Origin of the sequence: Dokdonella fugitiva (assembly GCF_014138265.1) — a bacterium.
In the GTDB taxonomy this organism is placed as follows: Bacteria; Pseudomonadota; Gammaproteobacteria; order Xanthomonadales; family Rhodanobacteraceae; genus Dokdonella_A; species Dokdonella_A fugitiva_A.
Genome location: NZ_JACGXL010000001.1, coordinates 862973 through 875724, shown reverse-complemented (window position 1 = coordinate 875724; position 12752 = coordinate 862973). Strand labels below are relative to the sequence as shown.

Genomic DNA, 12752 nt, shown 5'->3' with positions numbered 1-12752 from the left:
CACCCGTCTTCGGGGGATACGTGCGCCGGGAACGCGACGACCCCGTTCCTCGCGGAACGGGGTCGTCGCTGCGGTTCACGGGGCAGGGGCGGGCGGCGTACCACCCGTCCTCGGTGATCAGCCTTGCGCCAGCCACTCCAGCACGCCGCCGTGCTTGGCGCACGCGCCTTCGCGCTTCTTGGCGTAGCTGAAGGAAAGATCCTTGCACTGCGCGCTCGCTTCGAGGCCGCTGCCGTTGCCCGAATCCTTCTTGGCTTCGGCCTTGGCGACGCATTTGCCGTCGGCATCGAGCTTGCCGATCGTCGCGCCGGACTGGCCCTGCGGGCCGGCGACGCGCGCGGTGCAGCTGTCGCCTTCGGCGGCGAACACGGAAGAGGACGCTACGGCGAGGGCCAGGATTGCCGAGCAGGCCGCTGGACGAAGAATGTTCATGGTGTACATGCCTCCACGCCATCGTCAGGGTGACGAAGGTTTAAAAGCATTTAACGTGCCAATCGCTGCGGGAACGGCCCGATCCGCCCGCGGATCCCCGCCTGGCCAAGCCTGGCGCGGCCTTAGCGCCACTGCGAGCCCAGTGGAAGGCAACGTCTGCGGTCGCGCATGGCTGCGCAGACACGTCAGGCTTTGTCAATCCCGGACGAAACCGGCCGTTTAGCCATCCAGGCACGCGCTCAGTCGAAACCGTCGCCGAACAGGCGGTCGCCGGTCCAGATGTAGACGGCCCCCTGGTCGGTGAACTGCAGGTCGCGACCGAATGCACCGGCGAACAGCGTGCCGTCGTCGTGGAAATCCAGCGTGAAACCGAACACGTCACCCGCGACCGGGTCGGGCAGTACGAGCTTGTGCCGCTGCGTCCACAGGCCGCCCACCTTCTCGAACAGGTAGACCGCGCCCTCGTTGCCCGGCGCGCTGCAGCCCATCGCGAGCGTGTCCGCGGCCATCGCAACGTGCCAGCACCAGGTGTCGGGCGTCGCGTCCTCGGGCAACAGGCTCGCCTCGGGCAGCCAGCCGTTCTGCGTGCGCCGGTACAGCTGCACGGGCATCGCCGGGTTGTTGCTCGCCGCGGCGAACCAGTCGCCGTGCAGGCTCGCGTCGACGCCGAGGCCCTGGCCCGGCAGCGAGCCGGCGAGCGTGTCCTGCAGCTGCCAGCTGCCGCCGATGCGGGCGTACACGCCGATCTCGCCGACGTCGCCGTTCGCGCCGAAGTAGGCGAGCATCGCCGTATCGCCCTCGAGGCGAACCGGCCAGCCGACATGGTCGATCGTCTGCAATGGCGTCCACGCGCCGGCTTGCGAGCGCGCGTACACGAACGTGCTGTCGTGGCGATTGCTGATCATCGCGGTGCCGGCGTCGAACGCGACGCCTTCGCCGAATTCCTCCTCGTACTGCGGCGCGACCGGCAGGAACTGCCGTTCGAGCGACCAGGTCGTGCCCTCGCGGTGGAATGCGTAGACCGCGCCCGCGGCGTCGACGCTGCCTTGCGTGCGGCCGATCGCGCTGATCAGAGCGACATCGCCCTGCAGCGCGATGCGCGAGCCGAAGTAGTCGCCGGCCATGCCGTCGGGCGCGAGGATGCGCGCTTCGAACACGTACTGCCCGGCGACACGCCGGTACGCGTACACGGCGCCACGCTCCTGCTGCAGGCCGACGTCTTCCTGCTGCGCACCGACGAGCAGCGTGTCGCCGTCGCTCGCGATCGTGCTCGCTCGCGCGCCGCTGAGGCCCTGGCCGAGGTCGAGTTCGCGCGCGAGGGCGAGTGCCTCGTTCGTCCATGTGCCGAACAGCACGACCCCTTGCGCGGGGTTGCCGTACATCGGCGCGACCGGGTTGCCGGCGACGAGGGTCGGCCCGTTGCGGTCGATGTCGATGCGATAGCCGACGTATTCGTTCGCGCCGCCGAACGGGTCGGTGTCGACCGACACCGCGGCGACGCTCGTGAAGCCGCTCGAGAAGCGCACCATCTCGATCGCGCCGCCGCCGGCGGCCTGCGCGTTGCTGGCGCACTGGCCGATCGCGGCCCAGATGCCGTCGAGCGCGAGCGCGCAACCCCAGCCGTCGGTCGCCGACGGCGAGGGCGCCTGCAGCACCGTGCGCGCGGTCCACGTGCCGTTGGTGCGCGTGTAGCTGTGCACGCGTCCGCTGCGACCCGTGCCTGCGTTCGACGGCGCGCTCACGAGCAGGCGATCCGGCGTCGACAGGTCGGCGCCGCTGATCGCGACTGCGCTTCCGAAGCGGTTGCCGGTGAGGTCGCCCGCGCCCTGCACGAGGTGCGCGACTTCGTCCCAGGTGTCGATCGTGAGCTCGTAGACGTAGGCCGCGCCGGCGTCCGTGTAGGCGCCGACGGTTTCGCGCGGCGCGCCGACGACGATCGCACCCGCGACGATCGCGACCGACGCACCGAACTGGGCGCCGGCATGCGGCGTGGTCGGCAGCAGGTTCACCGACGACCATGAATCGCCGTTGCGGCGGAGGATGCGCACGCGCCCCTGGTTCTGCCCGGCGGCGCCGTCGTAGCCTGGTTCGCCGACGACGACGATGTAGCCGGACGTGGCCACGCGGTCGAAGTAGGCGCTCTGCGTGGAAATGCTGTAGCTCATCTCCCATCCGCTCGGCGTGTGCTCGAAGATCTGTGCGTAGCTGCGGCTCGTGGTCGAGTCGAATGCGCTGATCGCGAGCGTGTCCTCGTGCAGCGCGAGCATCGCGCTCGAATCGCCGGGCAGGTCGATGTCGTGCCCGGCTTCGCGCACCCATTCGCCGTTCGAACGCACGTAGGTGCGTGCCTTGCCGGGCCGGGTCGGAATGCCCAAGTCGGTGGCAACGGCGATGTCGCCGTCGATCGCGACCGAGTAGCCGAACACGCCGTTCGGCGAACCCTCGCCGGACGCGATCGCGCCGACTTCCTGGCGGAGCTGGTAGTCGGCCGCCCGTGCGGGCGGCGCATCGACGAACGCGCAAAGCGTGATCGCAAACAGTGCGCCGGGCAGGCGCGTCGGCGAGGAGGAACGGGGGAAGGGCGGCGACATGGCGGATCTCGTTCGGGCGCGTCACGACCGTCCACGCAAGGTGGCGCGCGTAAGGGCCACGGGCGGGCGCCGCCGATCTCGGTCCCGCGCAGGAGCGCGGTAGCGGACGGAGGCTTCGGTGCGTCGATGCATTCGCGCGCGCGAGCACGATTCCGTGGCGTGCGTCCAACCGTTTCAATCCGTCACAAAGTGACCATCGCGGAGCAGCCTCGAGTTGAGGGCACGTCGAGCGATGCAGGCGAAACGCATGAATTCATTCGCATCGTGGTCGGAACGGTCCTTGGCCCCGTTGTTGCTTCGCGCTTCGGGCGACGCCGTCCGCGGTGGCGCTCGCGGCTGTCCGCGGGGCGAACGCAAGGACGGGGAGCAGGGGGCGCTCGGTGACGTTGAAGGCCAACCACACGCCGTGGGACGACGCGCTCGCGCGTGTCGATCCGGCACGCTTCGAGGCGCTGCTTGCCGACTACTATCGCGGCTGCGGCTGGCTCGTCGAGCAGGTCGGCGCCGACTTCACCGGCCAGCGCTACGACGGCGGGTTCGACCTCAAGCTGCGCCGTGACGACGCCTACGTGATCGTGCAGTGCAAGCGCTGGAAGGCATTCCAAGTGCCGCAGCACGAAGTGCACGAGTTGCACGCGATCATGACCAATGAGGCGGCCACCGGTGCGATCTACGTCACCAGCGGCGAATTCACCGCCGCGGCGATCGCCGCCGCGGTGCGCATCGGGCACGTCGAACTCGTCGACGGCGGCATGCTGCGCACGATGCTCGATCCGGTCGCGCTCGAATCGGCCGCCCGCGATGGCGCGCCGCCGATGTACGCGCACCCGCAGCTGACCCTCAGCGTCGGCCCGCGCCAGGCGCCCGCCGTACCGCGGCGTGGCCTGCTCGTGCCGGTGCTGACGATCGCCGCGTGTGTCGTCGTCTGCGCCGGCGTCGTGCACTCGCTCAATGCGATGGTGCGTCCCGCGCCAAGGGTGACCGCGACGCGCGGCGCGCAGATCCCGCCACGGCCCGACGAGCCGCACGCGCGGCCCGGCGCGCAGGCGGATCCGTACTCGCTCGCGGGCCAGGGCATCCCGACGCTTCCCGCGATCGAAAACATCCCTTCCGCAGGCCGACCCGCCGTGGCGGGTGCGCCCTCGCCACGCGCGAGGGCGCGCAGCATCGACCGCGAGGCCGCGCGTGCTGCCGTGCGTCCGTTGGCGGGCGTGCGCAACGTGTTCTGGCTCGACGACAACGATCTCGTCGTCGTCGTCGATCGCGCAAACGCGAGCCCGGACCCGATGATCGACACGGTCTGCGGCGTGCTCGCGCCGCTCGGCGACAGCGCGGCGGTCATCGTCGACCTGCAGCAGGCGACGTCGAGGAAGGCGAGCGAACCGATCCTGTCGCGCGCATGCGCGGCGTCGATGTCGACGTCGGTCGCCGGCAGTACCGTGGGCTCCGACCGCCGCGCACGCTGACCCGAACGCTGCACGCGTCATCGATTCCGCTCGCAGCGCGACGCGCATTCGCCATCGCCGCACTTGCGGACCTCCAGGTCTGCACGCGACGCTCGCCCGCTCCGAACCGACGAGGCGATGCGCGATGAGAACCTCCCCCCTCGGCTGGCTGGCATGGCTCGGCCTGCTCGCGGCCACGGCCCGCGTCTGGGCGGCGCCCGCGTTGCGCGAGGGCGACGTCGACGTCGGCGACGGCGTGCGCATCCACTACGTCGAGGGCGGGCGCAGCGACGCGGCGACGACCGTGCTGTTCGTGCCCGGCTGGGCCACGACCGCGGCGGTCTGGCGCGACGCGATGGCCGCGCTCGCCGACGAAGCGCGCGTCGTCGCGATCGACCCGCGTTCGCAGGGCGCGTCGACGATCAGCTTGCGCGGCAACACGCCCGAGCAACGCGCGCACGACCTGTGCGCGGTGATCCGCTCGCTCGCACTGTCGCGCGTCGTGCTGGTCGGCTGGTCGCAGGGCGTGCAGGACGTCGCCGCGTATGCCGCCGCGTTCGGCGGCGACGGCATCGCCGGCTATGTGCTCGTCGACGCGCCGGTCGCGGGCGGTGCGGCCGCGTCGATTGCACAGCCGGATGCGCTGCGCCAGACGCTCGAGCGGTTCGCGCTGTACCAGCAGCACCCGCGCGAGTACCTCGACGGCATGATGAACGCGATCATCCGTTCACCGCCGGCGCGTCGGCGCATCGCCGAATACGTCGAGGCCGGCCTGCGCACGCCGCCGGACCTCGGCGTGGCGATGCTCGTCGCGGACTTCGTCGCGTACGATCGCCGGCCCGCTCTCGCGAAGTTCGACCGGCCGACGCTCGTGGTCGCGTCGGCGCTCTCGCCCGAACTCGATGCGCAGCGCAGGATGGCCGAGGCGATCCGCGGCGCGCGTTTCGAGACCGTCGCCGACGCCGGGCACGCCCTGTTCCTCGACCAGCCCGAGCGGTTCAACGCGCTGCTCGCGGGTTTCCTGCATCGGTACGCTGCCGCTGGCACGCCACCGGCTGCTTGAAAATCTCCCCCCGCGGGGAGAGGGAGGGAAAACCCCGCGGGAGGAGGCGCAAGCAGGCCCATGCTGGGGAGGCCGGCGAGGGAGAGAGGGGCCGGCAGGCCTGCCTGTTCGTCGGCGCTCAGTCGAACCCGTCGTTGAACAGTTCATCGGGGATTGGCTGCAGTTCGAACGCGCCTATGTCGGTATTCGTTCCGGATGTGCGCAGGAAGGTTGCGCCGCGCTGGTCGTGCTCTAGCGCCGCGGGATTGCTGCCGGCGTCGATCGCCGGGCTGCCTGCGAGCAGCGCGTGCGTGCGCGTCGGGCCGCCGTTGTACGCGAGCGGCGCGAGCAGCGGGTCGCCGCCGAGCGAGTCGCCGGGCACGGCGACGTTCGCCGTGCCGAGCAGGTTCGTGTTGCCGGCGATCCCGTGCAAGGTGGTGATCTCGAACGACGCTGCAGCGGTGGTGTGGTTGCCGGCAACGATGCTGCTCACCAGCGACAGGTCGTAAGCGGATTCCTCGCCTTGGTCGGCGATGGCGCCGCCAACGGGGGCGGTGTTGTCGGTCACCGTCGTGTTCGACAGTGCCAGTGTGCCGAAATGCCGGGTGTAGAGGCCGCCGCCCATCGTCGCCGCGTTGTTGCCGGAGATCGTCGAGTTGGTGATCGCGAGCGGCAGCGGTGACCAGCTGCCGATGCCGCCACCGCCGCCGACCGTGTAGGCGCCGACGTCGCCGTTGCAGGTCGCCGTGTTGCCGCTGATCGTCGAGCCCGCGATCGACGACACTGGCGGTACACCGCGTGGGATCGATGCGATGTACACACCGCCGCCACCGATCGCGCTGATGTAGGTGTATGCGCCGTTCACACCGATGCCCGGCGTGCCGCGCACGTGGTTGTCCTCGATCGTGCTGCCCGACACGATCACCGTGCGCGGCGAGCCGATGCCGCCACCCTTGGCGTAGGCGATCTTCGCCGCGGAGACGTCGACCGACACGCCGCTCACGCGGCTGTCGGTGAGCACGATGCCGTAGAGCGAGAACACGCCGCCGCCGAAGGTGCCGCTGAACGCGGTCGAGGCGCTCGCCGTCACCGTCGCGTCGCTGATCGTCGCGCGCGTGATGTACGACGCCGCCGCGTACACGGCGCCGCCGCGTACACGGCGCCGCCGTAGATCGTCGCCGAGATCTCGTCCGAGTGCGCGCTCGCGCTGACGCCGCTGACCGTGCTGTCGGTGAGGATGAGTCGGCCGGCTGCGTCGATCGCCGCGCCCGAGACGCTCGTACCGCTCGCGCTGCAGTGCTCGACGGTCGAGTTCGTCAGGGTGACGCTGCCCGAAGACAGCATGCACGCGCCCGCGGCGAGCCCCGCATACATGACCGGGCCGGTGTAGTCGTAGCGGCCGTTGCGCAGGGTGACGCCGTCGATGTCGAGCAGGCCGTAGCCGGTGTGCGCGACGAGGCGCGTCGCGTCGTTGCCGTCGATCGCGAGCTGCTTCGCGCCGGGGCCGCGCACGGCGAGGTCGTATGCGCTCGTCGTGAGCGCGCCGCCGGTCAGCGAGATCGTGCTGCAGGCGAGCGCGGTGAGGTCGATCGTGTCGCCGGAGACCGCGTTCGTGAACGCCTCGCGCAGCGAGCCCGCGCCGGCGTCGTTGCAGTTGGTGACGGTCACCGTCGTCGCGGGCCGCTGCGGCGCGGCCGCGGGCACGACGCCGCGATGCGCGAGCTGGTGGCGCAGCACCGCCTTCTGCGTGCCCATCGCCAGGCCCGTATTGAACGGCTGCGGCGCGGCGACGACCGGGGTGTGGTCGAGCGTCGGAGCGGCCGTGGCGACGAGGCCGGGGGCGAGTGCCATCGCGAGCGCGAGCGGCGCCTGCGTGGGACGGAAGCGCGGACGGGGCGTTTCGGGACGGCGCATCGGTGATCTCGTCGGGAACGGGAGCCGCGATTGCAACAGGAGGCACCCGCGCGAAGCATGACGGATTCCTGACGCGATCCGGATTTCTCGTGATCCGGTGCGGACTTGGCTGATGTAGGGCCGGTCGCCGCCGCACTCAAGCGCGGATCCGTCCGGACGAGCGCGGCGTGCGCCGACGCGTGGGATCGGTCGGGCCGAGGGCCGGTTGCGCGAAGCGTCGTGGCCGCTCTCAGGAATTGAGACAGCGCCCGTCCACGCTCCGTCTTGCCCGTCGCATCCCTTCCGCACGGGCACCGCTACCCGCAGCATCCGCTCGTCGTGAGACGCCGGGACTGCGGGGTTTTTTCGACCGCGCCTACGCCGCCGTCGTATCGCGCGTGGCGCGCGAGCTCGCCGCGACGAGCAGCAGCAAAATCGCCGCGAGCACGAGCGAGGAGCCGCTCGTGCCGAAGCCGAGTCCACCGGCATCGACCGGCTTCGTGAGAAGGTCACCGAACGTCGCGCCGAACGGGCGGGTGAGCACGAACGCGATCCAGAACAGGACGACGCGGTCGATCCGCGTGAACGCCGCCGCCGCGGCGACGAGCGCGATCGCAGTGCCGACGAGCGCCGCTCCGCCGAGGAACCCGAGGCCGGAGCTGTCGGCGAGATAGTCGCCGAGCGCGGTGCCGAGCGTGTTGGAGACGAGGATCGCGGTCCAGTACCACGCCTCCGTGCGCCGGCTGCGCACGCGTTCGACCGAGAGCGTGCCGACGTCACGCCGCCAGCCGAGCAGGACGGCGACGAGGCAGGCGGCGAGGAGGCTCGCGCCGAGTCCGTAGCCGAGCCCGAACGACCGATCGACGAGGTCCGACATCGTCGTGCCGGCGGTGCTCGTCGAGACGATCACCGCCCAGTAGAGTGCCGGGTGGAAACGGCGGCTCGCGAGCTGGGCGCCGAGCGTGGCGAAGAAGAACGCGAGCAGGACCACGGTGCTGAACGCGTAGCCGATGCCGAGGGTCATCGACAGCAGGTCACCCGCGGTCTCGCCGAGCGTGGTCGCGCAGATCTTCATGATCCAGAACGCGAACGTGACCTGGGCGACCTTGCTCGCCTCGTTCGCGTCGGCGACGCGATCTCGCGGGGAATTCGACATCGACACGGCAATCCGGAAAGGTGGCCGTGTCGACGATACGCGATATGGCTTGCGCGGAGCTTAAGCTGGCGTCAAAGGTCGACCCCGCCGAACGCGTGCCAGCTGCCGTCCTTGAAATAGTAGGCGTCGACGAAGTGTGCTTCGTACGGTTCGCCGGTCTTGCGCGTGCCTTTCATCGTCGAGTAGGCCGTGGCGTGGTCGCCGTTGATGACGACGGTGCTCTGCAACGGCGGGATCGGCGTGTCCTTGCCCTTGTTCTTCGCGACGTGCTCGAGCAGGTCGGCCTTGCTGCGGACCGTGTCGTCCTTCGGTGCGATCGCGGCGTAGCCGTCGTCGAGCAGGCAGTCGAGGAACGCGGTGTCGCCGCGGTATTCGGCCGTGAGCCAGCCGAGCTCGAGGCGCTTGATCGTCTCCACGTCTTTCTTCTGCTCGCCCATGCGCGCGTGGCTGCAATCGCCCGTGGCCGCGACGGCCGGGGCGACGGTGGCGGCGAACAACACGATGGCGAATGCGACGGTGCTCCTCATGGGTGACTCCTCGGTGGATGGCGGGTGGATATCGGGCAGCATCGCGCTCAGCCGATCGCGACGAGCACCGCGGCGAGCGCGACCGCGATGCCGGAAATGCGCTGCAGCCGCCGCGGATCGGGCGGCACCGCGAACGCGCGGCGCGTCGACGCGGCGGCGACCGCCCACGCGGCGAGCACGCCACCGTAGACGGGCACGATCACGAGCGCGGCGAGGGCGAAGCTGCGCGCGCCGGCGCCGGCGTCGAGCCACGCGGGCAGCAACGCGAGATAGAACAGCATCGTCTTGGGGTTCGCAGTGGCGATCGCGAGACCCGCGCGCAGACCACGTCGATCGCCGGCGGGGGCCGACGGTGCCGTGGGCGCCGTCGCGCGCCACAGCCGCCAAGCGATCACGCCGAGCCAGAGCGCGCCGATCCAGCGCAGGGCGAATGCGAGCGCCGGGAACCGCGCCAGCATCGCGCCGGCACCCGTGATCGAAAGCGCGCACCACGCGAGGTCGCCGAGCACGAGGCCGAGTCCGAGCGGCAGCGCCGCGGCCGGACCGCCGGCGAGTGCGCGTGCGCTGAGTGCGATCGTCGCCGGTCCCGGCATCGCGGCGGCAACCGCGAGCGCGAGCGCGAAAGCCGATGTCGCGGCGACGCTCACGGCCTCGGCCCACGCCCGCGGGCAGACTGGTTGTGTTGAGTATCCTTCATCGCAGGATTCCCGCATCATGGAATGAGTGCCAAGATATTGGCGGTGCCCTGGCGGTGGCAAACGATGATTTCTAAGCGTAATGTTGAAGTAATTTCATCGAAATGATGGCACTGCCGGCTCTCGCTACCCTGCGCGCGTTCGAAGCGGCGGCGCGCCTGGCGAGCTTCACGCGCGCGGCGGCCGAGCTGCACCTCACACCGAGCGCGGTCAGCCATCGCATCAAGGCGCTCGAGCAGCAGCTCGACGTGCGCCTGTTCGAGCGCAGCGGCCGCAGCCTCGTCGCGCTCACGCGCGAGGGCAGCCTGCTCGCCGAGCGGGTGGCCGCCGCGTTCGAGCTGCTCGCCGAAGCGACCGCCGAGCTCGCCCGCGCGCGGCGCACCATGCTCACGGTCAGCGTGCTGCCCTCGTTCGCGGCGCGCTGGCTGATGCCGCGCATCGGCCGCTTCCTCGACCGCCAGCCCGGGCTCGACCTCAACATTCGTTCGAGCACGGCGCATGCGGACTTCGTGCGCGACGGCGTCGATCTTGCGATCCGTTTCGGTGCGGGCCACTGGCCGGAGCAGCACGCGGACCTGTTCATGCACGACGTGCTGTTCCCGGTCTGCAGGCCGGGCCTGTTCGGCGCGCGCATGCCGGCGAGCATCGCCGAACTCGAGCGCCAGCCGTGGCTGGAAAGCGATCCCGAAGGCTGGGAACGCTGGTTCGCCGCGGCCGGGGTGCCGATGCCGCGCCGCAAGCGGCGGCTCGACTTCGGCGACGCGAGCCTCGCGCTGCAGGCGGCGATCGATGGCACGGGTGTCGCGATGGCCCGCCGCAGCATAGCCGAGCGCGACCTCGCGACGGGCGCACTCGTACGCCTGTTCCCGCGTGTCGGTGCACCGTCGCAGTACTCGTACTATTTCGTCTGGCCGGAACGCGTCGCGCTCTCGCCGCCGGCGCTCGCGTTCCGCGCGTGGCTCGAGGAAGAAGCGCGCACCGTCGCCACGCCGCCGCAGCGCAAGCGAATCGCGTCGCGCAAGGCATCGGCGTAGAATCGCGGCTCGTCACGAGGAGGCGGCGATGGCCACGGGTTGGGCCGGCGACGGTGCAGTGCAGGACCAGATCGACGCGACCGTCGAGGATGCGGTCAAGCGCGCGCGCAGTCGTCTCCAGCGCGGTCCGTCGCTCACGCACTGCGAGGAATGCGAGGCGCCGATTCCCGAGGCGCGCCGCAAGGCGGTCCCCGGCGTGCGCCTGTGCGTCGCCTGCCAGGCCGCTCGCGACGGCGAGCAATCCGCGCAGGCGGGCTACAACCGCCGCGGCAGCAAGGACAGCCAGCTGCGCTGACAGCGACGCTCTCATGACCTCGCGGGTCATGGTGCCGGCCGCGCGCATCGGCGAGGCTGTGCGCGATTGTCGAATCGGTGCGGTCCCGTTCGTCGTCATGGATGAGCGGCCCCGGTTTGCGCATCGGAGCCGATGGCCGCACCCCCGGATACGGAGACTTGCCTTGACCACCGACCACGACGCCGGCAAACGCTGGCTTGCCCTGATCGTGCTCTGCCTCGGCGTGCTCATGATCGTGCTCGACACGACGATCGTGAACGTGGCGCTGCCATCGATCCGTGAAGACCTGAAGTTCAGCGAGACCTCGCTGGTGTGGGTCGTCAACGCCTACATGCTCACGTTCGGCGGCTGCCTGCTGCTCGGCGGGCGCCTCGGCGACCTGTACGGGCACAAGCGCCTGTTCCTGGTCGGCCTCACGTTGTTCACCCTCGCTTCGCTCGGCTGCGGCCTCGCGCAGTCGCAAGGCGTGCTCGTCGCCGCGCGCGCCGTGCAGGGACTCGGCGGCGCGGTCGTCACCGCGGTCGCGCTGTCGCTGATCATGATGTTGTTCACCGACGCGACCGAGCGCGCCAAGGCGATGGGCGTGTACGGTTTCGTCTGCGCCGGCGGCGGCAGCATCGGCGTGCTGCTCGGCGGTCTGCTCACGAGCACGCTGAGCTGGCACTGGATCTTCCTCGTCAACCTGCCGATCGGCGCGCTCGTGTTCGCGCTGTTCGTCAAGCTCGTGCCGGCCGTGCACTCGTCCAGCGAAGGACACAAGCTCGACGCCGGCGGCGCGGTCACCGTCACGGCTTCGCTCATGCTCGCCGTATACGCGATCGTCAACGGCAACGAGGCGGGCTGGCGTTCGGCGCAGACGCTCGGCCTGCTCGGCGCTTCGGTGGCGCTGCTCGGCCTGTTCCTCGCGATCGAAGCGCGCGTGCGCTCGCCGCTGGTGCCGCTCGCGCTGTTCCGCCTGCGCAACGTCGCGACCTCGAACGTGATCGGCGTGCTGTGGGCCGCCGCGATGTTCGCGTGGTTCTTCATCTCGGCGCTGTACATGCAGCTCGTGCTCGGCTACGGGCCGATGCAGGTCGGCCTCGCGTTCCTGCCGGCCAATCTCATCATGGCCGCGTTCTCGCTCGGCTTGTCGGCGAAGATCGTGATGCGCTTCGGCCTGCGCGGGCCGATCGGCGTCGGCCTGCTGCTCGCCGCCGCGGGACTCCTGCTGTTCGCGTTCGCGCCGGTCGACGGCCGCTTCGCGCTGCACGTGTTGCCGAGCATGGCGCTGATCGGAGTCGGTGCGGGCATGGCGCTCAACCCGGTGCTGCTCGCTGCGATGAACGACGTCGAGCCCGGCGACGCCGGCCTCGCGTCGGGCCTCGTCAACACGTCGTTCATGATGGGCGGTGCACTCGGCCTCGCGGTGCTCGCGAGCCTGTCGGCCGCGCGCACGGGTGCGCTCGCCGCGGCGGGCGCACCGAATGCGGTCGCGCTCACGGGCGGCTACCACGTCGCGTTCGCGGCGGGTGCCGTGTTCGGCATCGTCGCCGCGCTGCTCGGACTGTTCGTGCTGCGCGCGGCGCCGCGCGCGACCGGTGCGCCTGCCGAAGCACAGCCGGCCGGCGCCGCGTGATCGATCGGGCCCCGCCGGCGCGGGGCC

General features: G+C 70.7%; 12 protein-coding genes. 5 read left to right on the top strand and 7 right to left on the bottom strand.

What is annotated here, in order from left to right; genetic code table 11:
• Nucleotides 1-117: 117 nt before the first annotated feature.
• Both FHW12_RS04010 and FHW12_RS04005 read right to left on the bottom strand, forming a co-directional pair.
• Nucleotides 118-432, bottom strand: a complete 315-nt coding sequence (locus tag FHW12_RS04010) for a DUF3761 domain-containing protein (protein ID WP_182529674.1) — start codon at nt 430-432, stop codon at nt 118-120.
• Nucleotides 433-671: 239 nt separating this feature from the next.
• A complete protein-coding gene (locus FHW12_RS04005; RefSeq protein WP_182529673.1) occupies nt 672-3023 on the bottom strand; it encodes an FG-GAP repeat protein in 2352 nt (783 codons plus the stop codon).
• A gap of 380 nt (nt 3024-3403) precedes the next feature.
• Between FHW12_RS04005 and FHW12_RS04000 the strand changes: the two genes are divergently transcribed.
• Together FHW12_RS04000 and FHW12_RS03995 are read left to right on the top strand one after the other, a co-directional pair.
• On the top strand, nt 3404-4489 hold the full coding sequence (locus FHW12_RS04000) for a restriction endonuclease (protein ID WP_182529672.1): 1086 nt from the start codon (nt 3404-3406) through the stop codon (nt 4487-4489).
• A 124-nt stretch (nt 4490-4613) separates the two neighbouring features.
• Nucleotides 4614-5531, top strand: coding sequence for an alpha/beta fold hydrolase (locus FHW12_RS03995; RefSeq protein ID WP_182529671.1), 918 nt, complete (start codon nt 4614-4616; stop codon nt 5529-5531).
• 118 nt (nt 5532-5649) lie between these two features.
• Here the strand turns inward: FHW12_RS03995 and FHW12_RS03990 are convergent, their stop codons facing one another.
• From FHW12_RS03990 to FHW12_RS03970, 5 genes are all read right to left on the bottom strand, one after another.
• On the bottom strand, nt 5650-6651 hold the full coding sequence (locus tag FHW12_RS03990; protein ID WP_182529670.1) for a choice-of-anchor Q domain-containing protein: 1002 nt from the start codon (nt 6649-6651) through the stop codon (nt 5650-5652).
• Nucleotides 6597-7424 carry a hypothetical protein gene (locus FHW12_RS03985; protein WP_182529669.1) on the bottom strand — a complete coding sequence of 276 codons (828 nt, stop codon included), beginning with the start codon at nt 7422-7424 and terminating at the stop codon, nt 6597-6599. Before FHW12_RS03985 ends, FHW12_RS03990 begins: the two co-directional genes overlap by 55 nt.
• A 355-nt stretch (nt 7425-7779) precedes the next feature.
• Nucleotides 7780-8559, bottom strand: a complete 780-nt coding sequence (locus FHW12_RS03980) for a COG4705 family protein (RefSeq protein ID WP_182529668.1) — start codon at nt 8557-8559, stop codon at nt 7780-7782.
• A 71-nt stretch (nt 8560-8630) separates the two neighbouring features.
• Nucleotides 8631-9086, bottom strand: coding sequence for a nuclear transport factor 2 family protein (locus tag FHW12_RS03975; protein ID WP_182529667.1), 456 nt, complete (start codon nt 9084-9086; stop codon nt 8631-8633).
• A gap of 47 nt (nt 9087-9133) precedes the next feature.
• A complete protein-coding gene (locus FHW12_RS03970) occupies nt 9134-9733 on the bottom strand; it encodes a LysE family transporter (RefSeq protein WP_182529666.1) in 600 nt (199 codons plus the stop codon).
• 155 nt (nt 9734-9888) lie between these two features.
• Between FHW12_RS03970 and gcvA the strand changes: the two genes are divergently transcribed.
• The 3 genes from gcvA to FHW12_RS03955 all read left to right on the top strand — a co-directional run bounded on the left by gcvA (nt 9889) and on the right by FHW12_RS03955 (nt 12725).
• Nucleotides 9889-10815 carry a transcriptional regulator GcvA gene (gene gcvA / locus FHW12_RS03965; protein WP_182529665.1) on the top strand — a complete coding sequence of 309 codons (927 nt, stop codon included), beginning with the start codon at nt 9889-9891 and terminating at the stop codon, nt 10813-10815.
• Nucleotides 10816-10843: 28 nt separating this feature from the next.
• Nucleotides 10844-11110, top strand: coding sequence for a DksA/TraR family C4-type zinc finger protein (locus FHW12_RS03960; protein ID WP_182529664.1), 267 nt, complete (start codon nt 10844-10846; stop codon nt 11108-11110).
• Nucleotides 11111-11273: 163 nt separating this feature from the next.
• Nucleotides 11274-12725 carry an MFS transporter gene (locus FHW12_RS03955; protein WP_259392812.1) on the top strand — a complete coding sequence of 484 codons (1452 nt, stop codon included), beginning with the start codon at nt 11274-11276 and terminating at the stop codon, nt 12723-12725.
• Nucleotides 12726-12752: the final 27 nt, after the last annotated feature.